This is a genomic window from Pseudomonas brassicacearum subsp. brassicacearum (assembly GCF_008801605.1).
In the GTDB taxonomy this organism is placed as follows: domain Bacteria; phylum Pseudomonadota; class Gammaproteobacteria; order Pseudomonadales; family Pseudomonadaceae; genus Aquipseudomonas; species Aquipseudomonas brassicacearum.
Genome location: NZ_VZPJ01000001.1, coordinates 1237617 through 1255006 on the forward strand (window position 1 = coordinate 1237617; position 17390 = coordinate 1255006).

The following is a 17390-nucleotide window of genomic DNA, read 5'->3' on the forward strand; positions in this document are numbered from 1 at the left end:
GTTTGTGTCTGGAAAAAGCCCTGGGAGACTGAGCTGTGCAGGCTGAGCAGTCAACCTTTGAGCCGGCAGTGCCTATGCTGCCCTCATCGCGGGCAAGCCTTGCTCCCACAGGGTTGATGCTCGAACACAAATACTCTGTTCACAGCTGATCCCTGTGGGAGCAAGGCTTGCCCGCGAAGGGGTCCTTATAGACGCCGCAAAACTACATTCCTTCCAACTCCGCCATCAAATCATTCAACCGATCCACCTTCTCCTCAGTGATTTCGCTGGCCGCCAGCCCATCGATGTAGTCGGCCAGTTCCTGCACCGTGCTGCATTCGAACATCGCCCGCAGCGGTACGTTGCGTTGCAGGGCCTTTTGCACCCGTGAGGCGATCTGCGTCGCCAGCAGGGAATGCCCGCCCAGTTCGAAGAAGTTGTCCCGCACCCCCACCCGCTCGACTTTCAGCACCTGGGCCCAGATGTCTGCCAGGGTCTGTTCCAGTTCATTGCCGGGGGCTTGGTAGTCCTGGCTTTGCAACTGACCGATCTCCAGGGTCGGCAAGGCCTTGCGATCGAGTTTGCCGTTGGCGTTGAGGGGTAGGCGCTCGAGCCACAGCCAGTGCAGCGGCACCATGTATTCCGGCAGTTCGGCCCGCAGGCGCTGCTTGATGCGCTCCAGTCGTTCGGCGGATTTGAGCGCCGAGTCGGTGGCCACGAGGTAGCCCACCAGATGCTTGCCATTGGCGCCCTCCTGCACACCCACCGCCCCATCGCGCACTTCCGGCTGTTCATGCAAGCGTGCTTCGATTTCCCCCAGTTCGATGCGGTAGCCGCGGATCTTTACCTGATGGTCGATGCGTCCGACATACTCCAACACCCCATCGCTGCGCCGCCGTGCCAGGTCGCCGGTGCGGTACAGCCGCTCCCCCGGCGCGCCGAACGGGTTCGGCACAAAGACCGGGGCGGTGCGCAACGGATCGCTGACATAACCACGCCCGACCCCGGTGCCCGCCACGCACAACTCCCCCACCGCACCCAGCGGCACCAGGTCCAGCGCACCGTCGAGCAGGTACAGACGATTGTTGTCGGTGGGCGTGCCAATCGGCAGATACGTACCACGGGTCGAGGCCAGGTCGACCCGGAAGAACGCCACGTCGTCGGAGCATTCCGCCGGGCCGTAGGCATTGACCAGACCAATGTCCGGGTAACGCAACAACCACTGGTGGGCCAGTTCCGGCGGCATCGCTTCGCCGGTGGGCAGCATCCAGCGCAAGCCGTCCAGACCGATGCGTTCCTGGGCGAGCATGCCCTGGATCAACGACGGCACGCTTTCCAGCACGCTAATGCCCTGCTGCTGTACATGCTCCAGCAACCCTTGCGGGTCGTGGGCAATGGCGTTGGGCACGATGTCGACCCGGGCACCGAACAACGGCGCGGCCAGGAACTGCCAGACCGAAATATCGAAGCTCTGGGACGCCGTCTGGGCGATCACATCCGCCTCGCTCAGCGCCAGGTACGGCACCTTGCTCAGTTGGTTGTTGAGCATGCCCCGCTGTTCCACCATCACGCCTTTGGGCAGGCCGGTGGAACCGGAGGTGTAGATCACGTAGGCCAGGTTATCCGGCCCGCTGTAGATCCCTGGGTTTTCCAGCGAAAGAGCGCTGGCCTGGACGGCTTCCCACACCAGCAACTTCGGCCGCCCGGAACAGGCGAACTCGTCCAGCAAAGCCTGCGCCTGGGCCTCGCAGGCCTGGGTGCAAACCAACAACGGCGTGCGACTCAATTCGATGATGCGGCTCAGGCGCTGGCTCGGCAGGCCCGGGTCCAGCGGCAGGTAGCCGGCACCGGCCTTGAAGCTGCCGACGATCATGCCCAGCAGCTCGGCATCCCGTTCGGCCAGCAGCGCCACGGGCTGATCCAGGCCGACACCGGACGCGATCAGGGCATGACCGAGGCGGTTGCTGCGCGCATTCAGCTCGGCGTAGCTGTAGCTCGCGTCCAGGCAACTGACCGCAGGGCGCTGCGGATGGGCCGCGACTCGGGCCTCGAACAGCTCGACGTAACTCTGCTCCAGCGGATAGGCATGCTCGCTCTGGTTGCAGCCCTCGATGAGGAAGTCCTGTTCTTCGGCACCGATCAGCGGCAGCTCGCTCATGTCGCCGTGCAAGCCCGCCATCAATGCCAGCAGCAACCGCTTGAACTCGCCCAGCAGCCCCTGGACGGTGCTTTCATCGAAGTAGCGCTGGTCGTATGAAAGGTGCAGCCCCAGGTCATCCCCCGGGTAGCAGACCGCCGTCAGCGGGAAATTGGTGTGGGTCCGGCCCGAGTCCGAAGTGGCATTGAGACTTTGGGCGCGGTCCAGCACCGAGACCTCCACCGGGGCATTCTCGAACACGAACAAACTGTCGAACAGAGGCTGGCCCTTGGGCAGTTCACTGACTTCCTGGATGCTCACCAGCGGCAGGTATTCGTACTCGCGCAGTTGCATGTTGCTGTCCAGCAAATCGCTGAGCCACTGGCGCACGCTGCAGCGCTGATGGTCTTCAGGCATCTGCACGCGCAAGGCGATGCTGTTGATGAACAGCCCCACGGTGCGTTGCATCTGCGGCAGCTCCACCGGACGCCCGGCCACAGTGACGCCGAACAGCACGTCGCGGTCGCCGCTGACCCGCCGCAGCACCAGGGCCCACGCCGCCTGGGCGAACGTGTTGACCGTCAGTTGATGGGCCTGGGCCAGTTCCCGTAGCCGTGCGCCATCCTCGACATCGAGACGGGTGTAGCAGTCGCCGACGATCATGCCGCCGCTGTCACCGGCGTGCTCGCGCAGAAACTGCCGGTCGCCAGGGATCGGGGTGGTTCGCTCGAAGCCTTTCAGGTTGCGCTGCCACCACTGCCGGGCCTCGGCCAGGCTCTGGTGCTGCAACCAGCCGATGTAGTCGCGATAGCGCGGTGGCACGGTCAACTGCGGTTCGCGGTTTTCACCCAGGGCGGTGTAGATCTCGAAGAAGTCGTCCATCAGCAGCGAACGGCACCACGCATCGATGAGGATGTGGTGGTTACTCATCATGAACCAGTAGCGTGCCGCGCCGACCCGAATCAGTCGCAGATGAAACGGCGCCTGGCTCAACAGATCGAAACCGGCTTGGCGCTCGTTCTTGAGCAGCGCCTGGAGCTTGGCTTCCTGGGCGTCTTCGGGCACCTCGGACCAGTCGAGATAGTCCACCGGTGTGCGGCCCGGCTTGTGGATGATTTGCAGCATGTCTTCGCCGACGTTCCAGCAGAACGACGCCCGCAAGGCTTCATGCCGGGCGATGACCGCTTGCCAGGCCTGGGCAAAACGCTGCGGGTCCAGTTCGCTGTTGATGCGATAGCGATCCTGCATGTAGTACAGGCCTGTGCCCGGTTCCAGCAAGGTGTGCAACAGCATGCCTTCCTGCATCGGTGTCAGCGGGTAGACATCTTCGATCTGCCCGGCCGGTACCGGCAGGCTGTCGAGTTGGCCCTGGGTCATCTTCGCCAGGGGGAAGTCCGATGGCGTCAGGCCGCCCGCCTCGTCCGTCAGGCAGTGCTCAATCAGGCGTTGCAACTCATCGAGGTAGGCCTCGGCCAGGGTGGCGATAGCCTGACGATCATGCCGTTCGCGGCTGAACGTCCAGCGCAGCACCAACTCGCCACCGCTGACCTGGCTGTCGACGCTCAGCTCATTGGGCAGCGGCGCATCGGGATCGTGGATCGCGCCCAGCGGCGCATCCAGCGGCTGGAACAGCGCATCCTGACCCAGGGTCTGGTCGAGCTGGCCCAGGTAGTTGAAGGTGATCGCCGCGCGCGGCAAGTTGGCCATCGTCTGGCGAGTCGCCGCGTCGGCCATGTAGCGCAATACGCCATGGCCTAGGCCCTTGTGGGGCACCGCGCGCAATTGTTCCTTGATGGCCTTGATCGAGGCACCGAAGCCTTCGTCCGCCGGGCTCAGGCGCACGGGATAGACGCTGGTGAACCAGCCGACGGTGCGGGTCAGGTCGATGTCGTCGAACAGCGCTTCGCGGCCGTGGCCTTCGAGCTGGACCAAGGCCGAGGCATGCCCGCTCCAACGGCACAGCACCCGGGTCAGCGCGGTAAGCAGCAGGTCGTTGACCTGGGTGCGGTAGGCGCTCGGCGCCTGTTGCAACAGTTGCCGGGTGCGCTCGGCGTCCAGGCGCACGCTGACGGTTTCAGCATGACGTTCCTGCAGCCCGCCCTCGGGATTCGCGCTGGGCAACTGCAGCTGCGCGCCACTCAACTGCACTTGCCACCACTCCAGTTCTTCGCGCAGGGATTCGCTGCCGGCGTAAGCCTGCAAGCGCGCGGCCCAGTCGCGCAATGGGCTGGTCTTGGCCGGCAACTGCACCTGCTGCCCGGTGGTGAGCTGGCGGTAGACGGTTTGCAAATCGTCCATCAGCACCCGCCACGACACGCCGTCGACCACCAGGTGATGGATGACGATCAGCAAACGTTGCTGGCCGTAGGGTAACTGCGCCAGTACTGCGCGCAGCAATGGCCCGGTTGATAGATTGAAACGGCTCTGCGTCTGGGCAAACAACGCTTCGCAATCCTGCGCGGTGGCCACGGATATGTGCTGCAACAACGCCGCGTCAGACAACGGCTGGTGCTCGGCACGCCAGTGCCCGGCGGTTTCGCCGAAGCCCAGGCGCAAGGCATCGTGGTGCTGGAAGACGCTGCGCAGCGCCTGTTCCAGAGGTTGCGGTTCCAGGGCCGTGGTCGGCGCCAGCACCAGCGCCTGGTTCCAGTGGTGCTGGTTGGGGATCTGGCGCTCGAAGAACCAGTGCTGGATTGGCGTCAACCCGGACTCCCCCTGCAACAGGCCCTGCTCGGCAAGCACCTGCTGGCTGCGCGTGGCAACCGCGGCCAAGGTCTGCACGGTCTGGTGCTGGAACAGGTCCCGGGGCGTGAAGTGAATGCCCTGCTGCCGGGCGCGGCTGACCACCTGGATGGACAGGATCGAATCACCGCCCAGCTCGAAGAAGTTATCGTTAAGACCCACTTGCCCGACGTTCAGCACGTCGCACCAGATCGCAGCCAGGGTCTGCTCCAGGGCATTGCTTGGCGCCACGTAGTGTTGGCGATTGAGTTCGGGATCGGGCAACGGCAAGGCACGGCGGTCGAGCTTGCCGTTGGCGGTCAGCGGCATGCTCGCCAGCAGGATCAGGTGCGCGGGCACCATGTAGTCCGGCAGCTGGGCCTTGAGGTGGTTTTTCAAGGCTTCGCGCAGGGTCGCTTGTTGCTCGCCGTCCTGGCTGGCGAGGTCGCTCACCAAGTAGCCGGCCAGTTGCTTGCCGCCGGGCGTGTCGAGGGCCAGTACCACGGCCTCGCGCACCGCGTCATGTTCCAGCAGGCGGGTTTCGATTTCCCCCAGCTCGATGCGGAAGCCGCGGATTTTCACCTGATGGTCGATCCGTCCCAGGTATTCCACCAGACCGTCGGCACGCTGGCGCACCAGGTCGCCGGTGCGATACAGGCGTCCACCCTCGTTGGCGAACGGGTCGGCGACGAAACGCTCGGCGGTCATCCCCGGACGCTGGTGATAACCCTGGGCCAGACCGGCGCCGCCCACATACAACTCTCCCGTGGCGCCTTGCGGCACCAACGCCAGGTCGGCGTCGAGGATGTACGCCACGCGGGCGCCAATCACGCTGCCAATCGGCACACTGGCCGCGCCCTCTTCCAGTCGCTCCGGAGCCAGGCTCGCCAATGGCATGACCACGGTTTCGGTCGGGCCATAGGCGTTGAAGAACAGGCTCGGGTTGAACGCCGCGCGAATGCGTTGCAAGTGTTCGCCGGTCAGGGCTTCGCCGCCGGTGATGCACATGCGCACCGGCAAGGTCTGGCCCTGGGTCGCCAACCACTGGGCCAACTGGCTGCCGTAGCTGGGGGTGAAGCCAAGAATGTTGATGCGATGCTGGCGAATCAGCCCGCAGATTTCCTCGGCGTCCCATTGGCCCTGGGCCCGCAGCACCACGTGGGCGCCGCTGAGCAATGGCACCAGCAGGCGTTCGGTGGCGGCGTCGAAGTTGATGGAATAGAAATGCAGCTCGCAATCGTCCGGGCGCATGCCGAAACGCTGGATCACTGCCTGGCAATGCATGGCGATTTCACCGTGGGACACCACCACACCCTTGGGCTTGCCGGTGGAGCCGGAGGTGTAGATCAGGTACGCCTGGTGTTGCGGCAGGTTGATCAGCGGCAGCGGCTGATCCGGGTATTGGGCCAGGGCGGCCGAATCATCTTCCAGGCACCAGCAGCCCACGCCCTCGGGCAATGCACCGAGGGCGTGGAACATCGCCCTGTCACTGAGCAGCAGGCTGACGCCGCTGTCCTCGATCATGTAGCTCAAGCGGTCCAGCGGGTATTCCGGGTCCAGGGGTACGTAGGCACCGCCAGCCTTGAGGATCGCCAGCAGGCCGATGACCATTTCCAGCGAACGCTCCAGGGCCAGGCCGACCCGCACCTGCGGCCCGACGCCTCGCTCACGCAGCATCCAGGCCAGGCGATTGGCGCGGCTGTTCAGTTGCGCATACGTCAGGGTCTGCCCGGCGAAAGTCAGGGCCGGCGCATCGGGACGCATCCGCGCCTGTTCGTCGAACAGTTCGTGGAGGCATTGGTCCAGGCGATGCTCACCGGGCTCGACGCCCAGGCTGTCGAGCAGCTGTTGCTGCTCGCGGGTGTCCAGCAACGGCAGTTCGCTCAGGCGTCGGGCCGGATCGACCAGCAACGCTTCCAGCAGATTGCGCCAGTGCCCAGCCATGCGCGCGATGCGCGGTTCGTCGAACAGGTCGGTGCTGTAGGTCAGGCAGCAACCCAGGCGCTGATCCAGGTCGGTGACTTCCAGGTTGAGGTCGAACTTGGTGGCCCGGGCGTCGTTGACCAGGTATTCAACAGTCATGCCGGCCAGCGTGCGGCTCTGCTGGAACTCCCAGCGCTGCACGTTGCACATCACCTGGAACAGCGGGTTGTAGGCCGCACTGCGCGGCGGCTGCAGGGCTTCTACCAGGTGATCGAAAGGCAAATCCTGATGGGACTGGCCTTCAATCACGGTGTGGCGCACCTGCTCGAACAGTTCGCCCACCGACATCTGCCCGTCGAGTTGGCAGCGCAGGACCTGGGTGTTGAGGAACGCCCCAATCAGCCCTTCGCTTTCCGGGCGGATGCGGTTCGCCACCGGCGCGCCGATGCGCAGGTCGGTCTGGCCACTGTAGCGATAGAGCAGCACGGCCAGGGCGGCGGTCATGGTCATGAACAGGGTCAGGCCCTGTTGCGCGTTGAAGGCACGGACCCGCGCCGCCAAATCATCACTGAGGTCGAAACGGAACAATTCACCGCGATGACTTTGTACCGATGGACGCGGGCGGTCGCCGGGCAGTTCCAGCAGCGGATGTTCGCGGCCCAGTTGCGCGGTCCAATAGTCGAGTTGTCGCTGACGCTCGCCGGACTCCAGCCACTGACGCTGCCAGACGCTGTAGTCCAGGTACTGCACCGGCAAGGGTTCCAGGGGCGATTCGCGATCGTCGATAAAGGCTTCGTACAGCGCGCTCAGTTCACGGGCGAAGATGTCCATCGCCCAGCCTTCGGTGACGATGTGGTGCAACGTCAGGACAAAGTAATGCTCATGCTCGGCGGTCTTGACCAGGCAGGCCCGCAGCAGCGGCCCGGTTTCCAGGTCAAAGGGCTGGTGGGCCTCGCTGTCGGCCAGTTGCTGCACCCGCTGTTCGCGGACGTCAGCAGCCAGCTTCGAGAAATCCTTCCAACCCATGCGCAAGCCCGTCTCACCGTGCACTTGCTGGCGAGCCACGCCGTCGACGCTCGGGAACGTGGTGCGCAGGGTTTCGTGGCGCAGGATCAACGCCTGCAAGGCCGCCTCGAAACGCCCGACATCCAGCACCCCGCGCAACCGCGCCATGCCACCGACGTTGTAGGCCGGGCTGTCCGGCTCCATCTGCCAGAGGAACCACATGCGCTGCTGGGAATAGGACAGCGGCACCGGTTGGCTACGGTCGACTTTCTCGATCGGTGGCTGGCGGTTGGCCTGGCCGCTGGCCTGGATCAAGCGCACCTGTTCGGCGAAGGCGCCCAGCTCGCTGGCCTCGAACAGAGTGCGCAGCGGCAGTTCGACGTCGCAGGCCTGGCGGGTGCGGGAAATGATCTGGGTCGCCAGCAGCGAATGACCGCCGAGGGCAAAGAAATCGTCCCGCAGGCCGATGCGCGCAAGGCCCAGTACCTCGCGCCAGATGCCGGCGATTTGCTGCTCGAGGGCGCTGGCCGGCTCGACGTGCTCGCGCACCTGCCATTGCGGCTCGGGCAAGGCGCGGCGGTCGAGCTTGCCGCTCGGGCCCAGGGGCATGGCGTCCAGGCGCAGCAGTTGGGTGGGCACCATGTAGTCCGGCAGTTCGGCGGCCAGGGCGGCTTTGAGTCGAATGTTCAACGCGTCCTGGTCCTGGGCGACATCCGGGGCGGTGTAATAGCCGATCAACTGCGGGCCGGTCGAGGTGTCGCGCACCAGCACTGCCACTTGGGCGATGCCGTCCTGGTCCAGCAGGCGCGCTTCGATTTCCTGCGGCTCGACCCGAAAACCGCGCAGCTTGACCTGCTGGTCGAGGCGGCCGAGGTACTCGATCACGCCGTCGGCGTTCCAACGCGCGCGGTCGCCGGTACGGTACAACCGCGCACCGGCCGGCCCCAGAGGGTCAGCGACAAAACGCTCGGCGCTCAGGCCCGGACGACCGAGGTAACCCCGGGCCAGGCCCAGGCCGCCGATGCACAGCTCGCCGGGCACGCCGGCCGGCACGGGATTGAGGTCGCTGTCGAGTACCCGGCACAGGACGTTGCCCAGGGGCCGGCCGATCGGCGAGCGCTCGCCATCGGCCTCGGTGCAATGCCAATGGGTGACGTTGATCGCGGTTTCGGTCGGGCCGTAGCGGTTGTGCAATTGCACCGCCGGCAGTTGCACCAACACCCGGTTGCGCAGTTCGGCGGGCAAGGCTTCGCCACCGGAGAACAGCCGACGCAGGCTGCTGCAGCGGGCGCTCAACGGCTCATCGACAAACAGGCTGAGCAACGGCGGCACGAAGTGCAGCGTGGTGACGCCAAACTGCTGCACCAACTGGGCGATGCGGTGCGGGTCACGGTGTTCGCCGGGGCCGGCCAGTACCAATTCGCTGCCGGTGATCAGAGGCCAGAAGCATTCCCAGACCGACACGTCGAAACTGATCGGCGCTTTTTGCATCAGCACATCGGTGGCATCCAGCCCATAGGTCGCTTGCATCCATTGCAGGCGCTCGGCCAGGGCCGCGTGGGTATTGCCGACGCCTTTGGGCTGGCCGGTGGAGCCGGAGGTGTAGATCACGTAGGCCAGATGGTCGCCGTGCAGGTGCAGGCCCGGCGGATTGCTTGGCCATTGCTCCAGATGCAGGGCGTCCATGGCGATGACACTGACGCCGTCGCACACCGGCAAACGTTCGAGCAGCTCGGTTTGGGTCAGCAGCAAGTCGACGCCACTGTCGTGGAGCATGTAGGCCAGGCGTTCGGCCGGGTAGTCCGCATCCAGCGGCACATAGGCACCGCCGGCCTTGATGACGGCCAGCACACCGATGAGCAGCTGCGGCGAGCGCTCGGCGGCAATCGCCACGCACACGTCCGGGCCAACGCCCTTGTCCCGCAGGTAATGGGCCAGGCGATTGGCCTGGGTGTGCAGCTCGGCATAATCGAGTTGACCACCGTCCCAGCGCAACGCAGTGCGTTGCGGCGTGCACCGGGCCTGTTCGTTCAACAGCTCCGGCAGCCATTGGCTGGCCGGCGCGCACGGGGCCGCGCTCCATTGCTGCTGTTGGCTGTGTTCATCGGCGGCCAATAACGGCACATCGCCGATGGCTTGCTGCGGATCGGCACAGACCGCCCGCAACAGGTTGCAGTAATGCGCCGCCAGCCGCTCGATGGTCGCCGCCTCGAACAGTTCGTCGGCGTAGTCGAACGACAGCGTCAAGCGGCCGTTGCGATCTTCTTCGCTGTGCAGTTGCAGGTCGAACTTGGCTTCGCGGCTGTGCCACGGCAACTCCTCGGCCAGCAACCCCGGCAGGCGCCGCAAGGCACTCAAGTCACGCTGCTGGTGGTTGAACATCACCTGGAACAGGCCTTGTTCACGCGCCTCGGGAAACGCTTCGAGCAGTTGTTCGAACGGCAGGTCCTGGTGGACCTGGGCACCGAGTGTGGCTTCCCGGGCCTGGGCCAGCAGCGCAGCGAATGGCTGACGTGAATCGACCTGCCCGCGCAGCACCTGGGTGTTGATGAAGAAGCCGATCAGCCCCTGGGTTTCCAGGCGCGGACGGTTGGCGTTGGGCACGCCGATGCGGATATCGGATTGGCCGGTGTAACGCTGCAACAGCGCCTGGAAGGCTGCCAGCAACAGCATGAACGGCGTTGCGTCGTGTGCCTGGGCCACGTGGCGCAAGGTATCGCAGAGGCCCTTGTCCAGGCGCAGGCTATGCCGCGCGGCACTGCGCTGGCGTTGAGCGCTGCGTGGATGATCCGTGCCCAGCACCAGGGCCGAAGGTTCCGCGCCCAGTTGCTGCTTCCAGAAGCGCAGTTGGTGCTCGGCCTCGCCTTGGGCGAGCCACTGGCGCTGCCAACTGCCGTAGTCGGCGTATTGCAAGGGCAACGGCGCCAGCTCGGCGAGCTGACCTTGGGAGGCGGCGGCGTACAAGCGGGAGAATTCTTCAATCAACACATTCATCGACCAGCCGTCGGCGATGATGTGGTGCAGTGTCACCAGCAACTGATGGTCATCCTCGTCGAGACGCAACAGGCTGACCCGCAGCAGCGGCCCCTTCTCCAGATCGAACGGCGTGGCCGCTTCGTCTTCTCGAACCTGCCGCGCCCGGGCTTCGCGCAAGTCGGCAGGCAGGTCGCCGAGATCGATGACATGCAGCTTGAATTCACCGGCCGGATCGACCTGTTGCAGGGCCACGCCATCCCGCTCCAGGAACCGCGTGCGCAGGGACTCATGACGCTCGATCAATTGCTGGAAACTGGCGCGCAACGCGTCTTCGTCCAGCTCGCCGCGCAGGTGCAAGGCGCCAGGAATGTTGTAGGCATGGCTCGTCGGATCGAGCTGCCAGGTAAACCACAAACGGTTCTGGGCCAGGGATTGCGGCAACGCATCGTCGCGCGACAATGCGCTGATCGCGCCTTGAGGCTGGCCGCCGTCCTGTTGCTGGTTCGCCACCGCTGCGGCGAACGCGGCCAGGGTTGGCGCTTCGAACAGCAGGCGCAGGTTCAGTTCCAGCCCCAGGGTTTCCCGTAGTCGTGCGATCACCTGGGTGGCGGCGATGGAATTACCGCCCAGCAGGAAGAAATGATCGTCAGCCTGGACCTGTTCGACCTGCAGTTGCTCGCGCCAGATTTGGCCGATGAGCGTTTGCAGCTCGGATGACGGCGCAGATTCGTCAGCGACTTCTGCCTCGGCTGACGGGAACTGTGCATAACTGTCCAAGCTGCCGTCGGCCAATCGACTGCGGCACGCCGAGCGCTGCAACTTGCCGCTGGAGGTCTTGGGCAACGCGCCGGGATTGAGCAGCACCACCACGCTCGGGGCTTGCTGGCAGGCCTCGGCCACGGCCTGGCGAATGGCTTTGATCAAGGCTTCGGGCGGGAGGATTTTCTGCACGCTGCGGCTGATTTCCGCAGCGATACCGATGCCTTCCTCGCCGCCATCGTTGACCGCGAACGCGGCCACGCGGCCCTTGCGCACCACCTCCACTTCGCGCTCGATGGTTTGCTCGATGTCCTGGGGATAGAGGTTATGCCCGCGCACGATCAGCAGGTCTTTCAGGCGGCCGGTGATGAACAGTTCGCCGCCGCGCAGGAAACCCAGGTCACCGGTACGCAGCCAGGTCCGCCCGTCGTGCTGGACAAAGGTCTTGGCGCTGGCTTCAGGGTTGCGCCAGTAACCCAGGGCGATGCTCGGGCCAGCAGCCCAGACTTCACCGACCTGATTGTCGGCCAGCGGCTGCAACGTGGCGGGCTCGACGATCAGCACCGCGTGCCCGGGCTGGCTGACACCGCAACTCATCACCGCACTGCCCTGCCCCGGCTCGGCACGGTTTTGCGTCAGTGCCGCATCATCCACCCGTAGCGAAGGAATGCCGTGGCGGCGTGGCGTACCGGCGACGAACAGGGTCGCTTCTGCCAGGCCGTAGGAGGCCATGAAATTGTCCGGCGTGAAGCCGCACGGGGCGAACTTCTCGGCAAACCGCTCCAGCGTGTCGAGACGGATCGGCTCGGAACCGGAATAGGCCACGCGCCAGCCGCTCAGGTCGAGACGCTGCAGGGCCGAGTCACTGACCCGTTCGCTGCACAGCCGATAGGCGAAATCCGGGCCACCGCTGATAGTGCCGCCGTATTCGCTGATTGCTTCGAGCCAACGCAGGGGCCGGGCCAGGAAGTAGGCCGGCGACATCAATACGCAGGGGACGCCGCTGAACACCGGCTGCAGCAAGCCGCCAATCAGCCCCATGTCGTGGTACAGCGGCAGCCAGCTGACGATGACGTCATCGGGGTTCAGGTCGATGCCGAAGCCATGACGGATCAGCAGTTCGTTAGCGACCAGGTTGCCGTGGCTGACCTGCACGCCCTTGGGCAACGCGGTGGAGCCGGAGGTGTATTGCAGGAAGGCAATGTCATCGTCCTGCAGCGTCGGCATCCGCCATTGTCCGGCGCGGGCCGGGTCGAGGGTATCAACGCACAACACTGGCGGCGCCGATTCGATGGCTTGCAACGGCTCGCGCAGATCGCTGCTGGTGAGCAGCAGGCGCGGTTCGGCGTCTTTGAGGATCGACAGCAAGCGCTCTTGATGATGGCGACGAGCGGACTCCGGCGGATAGGCCGGCACGGCAATCACCCCGGCATAGAGGCAGCCAAAGAACGCCGCGACGTAATCCGGGCCGCTGGGGAACAGCAGCACGGCGCGATCCCCCAGCGCGGCCTCGGCCTGCAAGGTGGCGGCGATGGTCCGGGCACGCAGGTCCAGGTCGCGATAACTCAATACCACACCCTGCCCTGGGGTGTCGGCGAGGAAGCGCAGGGCCACCCGGTCCGGCGTCAACGCGGCGCGGCGCTGGAGGGCATGAGCCAGGGTGATGGGGAGTTCGAACGCGTCGGTCATGGGGGTTTCCTGCCTGGATTCGGCTTGCAAGTTGTCACCCATGGGAACGGATAGTCCCGACAAATAATTAGTCGAGGAGCCTACTCACCGAGGCATCGAACCGAAGCATCCGCCAGCCACGCGCCGCGGCAATGAGTCGCAGCATCAAGGCTGGACGCTGCATCATCAATAATTCTTCTTCTCAATTGACAATCATTATCATTAAGCCTAATTTGGCGCTCGATGTGTAGGACGAGTGCGGCATCCGGACGTCCTGCTAACTTTTTGCAGCAAGGTGAATTCCATGACGGAACAAGTATCCACAAGCAGGTGCGACTCACCGTTACTCCAGGCATTCGTGGACAACCGATTGATCCTGGTCAAGATCGCGGCACGCATTACCGGCTGCCGATCCCGTGCCGAAGATGTGGTGCAGGACGCGTTTTTCCGGCTGCAATCGGCGCCCCAGATCACCTCCTCGTTCAAGGCGCAGCTCAGCTATCTGTTCCAGATCGTGCGCAACCTGGCGATCGACCACTACCGCAAGCAGGCGCTGGAACTGAAATACTCGGGGCCGGAAGAGGAAGGGTTGAACGTGGTGATCCAGGGTGCTTCGCCAGAAACCTCCCATATCAACTTTTCCACGCTGGAGCACATCGCCGACGCGCTGACCGAACTGCCCAGCCGCACCCGCTATGCCTTCGAGATGTATCGCCTGCATGGCGTGCCGCAGAAGGACATCGCCAAGGAGCTGGGTGTCTCGCCGACCCTGGTGAACTTCATGATCCGCGATGCCCTGGTGCATTGCCGCAAGGTGTCGGGGGTTCGGGGGGATACCTTCGCCCGGCGGTGATATGAGGTGTCAGTTCCGGCCCCATCGCGGGCAAGCCTTGCTCCCACAGGTTTTTCTGGCAGGCAAATAGTGTGTGAAGCCCGGAGCCAGTGGGAGCAGCCTTGCTCCCACTGGTTTTTCTAGCGGGCAAATAGTGTGTGAAGCCCGAAGCCTGTGGGAGCAGCCTTGCTCCCACTGGTTTTTCTGGCGGGCAAATAGTGTGTGAAGCCCGGAGCCTGTGGGAGCAAGCCTTGCTCCCACTGGTTTTTCTAGCGGGCAAATAGTGTGTGAAGCCCGAAGCCTGTGGGAGCAGCCTTGCTCCCACTGGTTTTTCTGGCGGGCAAATAGAGTGTGAAGCCCGGAGCCTGTGGGAGCAAGCCTTGCTCCCACTGGTTTTTCTGGCGGGCAAATAGTGTGTGAAGCCCGGAGCCTGTGGGAGCAAGCCTTGCTCCCACTGGTTTTTCTGGCGGGCAAATAGTGTGTGAAGCCCGGAGCCTGTGGGAGCAGCCTTGCTCCCACTGGTTTTTCTGGCAGGCAAATAGTGTGTGAAGCCCGGAGCCTGTGGGAGCAGCCTTGCTCCCACTGGTTTTTCTGGCGGGCAAATAGTGTGTGAAGCCCGGAGCCTGTGGGAGCAAGGCTTGCCCGCGATGGCGGCCTGATGACCACTACCTGCCCCATGCCAAACCTCACATCAATCCACACCGATCAAAAAACCGCTCACGCCCCAGGATCATCAGCGCCGCGCGCTTGTGGGGGAAATCGAATTCCTTTTCACAATGGAAGCACTGGTTGTGCAGGTGCCCGATCATCCGGGCATTGTCGGCCCGGGGCTCGGCGACCACGCGCTGGGTGCGCGGGTCGTCCAGGAACAGGTAATGCACCAGCGCCGACAACCAGCTCGCCACCTTGTGCGGCCCCCGGTGTTGCTCTTCGCCCACCAGCATGTGGATGCCGCGATCGTAGTTGCCGGCGTCATAGAACGGCGCGATCCGATCTTCCTTGGCCCAATAGGTTTCGAAATAAGCGAACGGCTGGTCATCGAAGCAGCCGATCAGGGTCAAGACCCGGGGATCGGCCTGCAGCTTGCCCAGGTACTCGCGATGCTGTTCCAGGCTCCCCTCCTCCTGCCAGAAGCTCGCCACTCGCGGGCTGTTCTGCCAGCGGTTGAAACGCGTAAGGTCCTGCTCGATTTCCAAGGTGCGCAAGGACACCCAGGCGCCCAGCCGCGCATCGAAACGCCGGTACACCTCGCCACGAGGCTTGATGGGCCGGCGTGGATGGCGCTGGCCATCGGTGATGATCATGTGTTGTGGATAACTGCCGTTGAACGACACTCCCAGCCAGGGCTGCGGCAATTGCCAGAACATCGTGCGCTCGCAAATGTATTCACCGGCACGTTCAGTGGCTGTCAACAAACCGCTGAGCAAGGCTTCGCCTGGGCGCTCGTCGAGGTGCCAGGTCAGGCGCTGGCAGTCGGAGTCGCGAGCAAACAGCCAATAGCAGGCCGCCCACAGCGCCGGGCCCACCGGTCGATCGTCGAGTTCCTGCAAGTGCACGTGCAGCTCGGGACCGCGCGCAAGGCGCAGCCGGATCAGCGGCGCACCTTCGAGCATCAGGCTCAGGTGGCGTTCGGTTTCATCGGCGCCGAGGCGACGGCCGCCGGGCAAGGGCAACGTCGTCGGGGGGTTGAGGTTGGACATGGGAGGGGCTCGCGTATTCGTCGGTAGTCAACGTGGGACGTGAGCCAGGAAGGGAAATTTAGTGGCGCATTCAATGGGAATGCATGGGCACCAGATGAATCTGGTAGGGCTGGAAAATCTTCAGCAACTGACCGTTATCCCGCAACATTTGCAGCAACTGCGCAAACGCCTCACTGGAAATGGGCGCCTGTGGGCGGATCAGCGCGTAATGGTGGTAGACCTGATCGATGCGTTCAGACACCAGCAATTGCGGGCCGACTTCGGGGTTGCGCAACACGTAATCGTTGAGGTACGAACGGGTCACCAGGGCGATATCCGCGCGCCCGCGCAAGACCATCAGCAGGTTGCTGTCGTGGGAGTACGTCAGCGTGGCGTTGTATTGGCCGGTAAGGAACTTGGGATCGGCGTTGAATTCGGCAAAGGCATAGTGATAACCGCTGAACAGTGCCAGGCGCTTGCCCCTGAGGTCGGTGAAATAACTTTGCTGTCGATCCGGCTCGCGCTGGGCGACGAAGACTTCCGCATCCTCCAGCCCCATGTCTACCGAGGTGTGCGGCACGTCCTGCCAGCCCCAGGCCGGGTTCTCGAAGATCGCCATGTCGACCCGGCCCTGCTTGAAATCATTGAAGCGGCGCGGGATCGATGTCGGCACCAGCACGAACTGATAGTCGGTTTGCGCCTGGTTCAAGGCCTCCACCATTTGCGGCAGCAGGCCGGTGTCGGCGCCGTTCTCGGGACGAACGGTATAAGGCGGAAAATGCGCCGCGCCGATCCGTACCAGTTGCGCTGCCTCGGTCGGCAACGCCAGCAAAACGGCCAGAGCAGCCAGCACCAGACGCGAGGTCATCCCCATCGGCGAAAACGTCAAGATAACCCACTCCCCAAAAGTCCCATCAATAACAATCAAGCTAGGCGGTTTCAGCCACTTAGCCAGCCACTCGGTCATTCAAGGCACTGCTCGATTATTGTTTTTCTTCAAGCACCAGGATCAGGGCTTGCTCGGCCAGCTCATCGAGGCTCAGGCTGCCTTCGGCGCGAAACCAGGTGGTGGTCCAGGACAGCGCTCCCGTGAGGAACCGCCGGGTAATGAACACGTCTCCACGAATATACCCGGCCTCCTTGGCCTGGCCCAGGACCTCGAGCCACAAGTCCTCATAAATATCACGCAGGGCCAGCACATGCCGCTGCCCATCCTGCGATAGCGAACGCCATTCATAGACCAGCACCGCCATGGCCTCGCCGGTGCCGCCCATGATCGACTGCAATTCGCAGCGGATCAGCGCCAATACCCGCTCACGCACGCTGTCGGCCTCGGCCAGGGCGGCGCGCATCAATGCGGTGTTGTAGCGGATGGTTTCTTCCATCACCGCCCGCAGGATTTCGTCCTTGCTCTTGAAATGGTGAAAGATGCTGCCCGACTGAATGCCCACGGCACTGGCCAGGTCACGCACCGTGGTGCGCTCGAAGCCTTTGTTGCGAAACAGGTGGGCGGCGGTCTGGAGCAGTTTACCGCGAGCACTGTCCGGGTCGGTCAGTTGCCCGTTGTCGACCAGCTCCCGCATCACGCCCAGGGCTTTTTGCTCGTCCACCCATTCTCTCCTACAGTCGATCAACCCACGCGCGAGCATTGCACACCAAACCATCAGTGGCGCGGGCAATTTAAGCTGACCGAGGCAGCCAAGCAAGCGCT

5 protein-coding genes are annotated in these 17390 nt (G+C 64.0%); 1 reads left to right on the forward strand and 4 read right to left on the reverse strand.

Translation table 11 applies throughout. From position 1 onward, the window contains the following. Positions 1-202 precede the first annotated feature (202 nt). Positions 203-13189 (reverse strand): non-ribosomal peptide synthetase, encoded by a 12987-nt coding sequence (locus F7R20_RS05565; protein ID WP_003199494.1) that lies wholly within the window; start codon positions 13187-13189, stop codon positions 203-205. A gap of 283 nt (positions 13190-13472) precedes the next feature. Between F7R20_RS05565 and F7R20_RS05570 the strand changes: the two genes are divergently transcribed. Further along, on the forward strand, positions 13473-14021 hold the full coding sequence (locus tag F7R20_RS05570) for an RNA polymerase factor sigma-70 (RefSeq protein WP_003199492.1): 549 nt from the start codon (positions 13473-13475) through the stop codon (positions 14019-14021). Positions 14022-14686: 665 nt separating this feature from the next. Here F7R20_RS05570 and F7R20_RS05575 read toward each other — a convergent pair. The 3 genes from F7R20_RS05575 to F7R20_RS05585 all read right to left on the reverse strand — a co-directional run bounded on the left by F7R20_RS05575 (position 14687) and on the right by F7R20_RS05585 (position 17289). Further along, positions 14687-15700, reverse strand: coding sequence for a GNAT family N-acetyltransferase (locus F7R20_RS05575; RefSeq protein WP_003199490.1), 1014 nt, complete (start codon positions 15698-15700; stop codon positions 14687-14689). A 70-nt stretch (positions 15701-15770) separates the two neighbouring features. Next, complete coding sequence (locus F7R20_RS05580; RefSeq protein WP_027912685.1) at positions 15771-16547, reverse strand: substrate-binding periplasmic protein; 777 nt, start codon at positions 16545-16547, stop codon at positions 15771-15773. Positions 16548-16662: 115 nt separating this feature from the next. Beyond that, the gene (locus F7R20_RS05585) at positions 16663-17289 is read right to left on the reverse strand and encodes a TetR/AcrR family transcriptional regulator (RefSeq protein WP_003199486.1); all 627 of its coding nucleotides are present in this window, start codon (positions 17287-17289) and stop codon (positions 16663-16665) included. Positions 17290-17390: the final 101 nt, after the last annotated feature.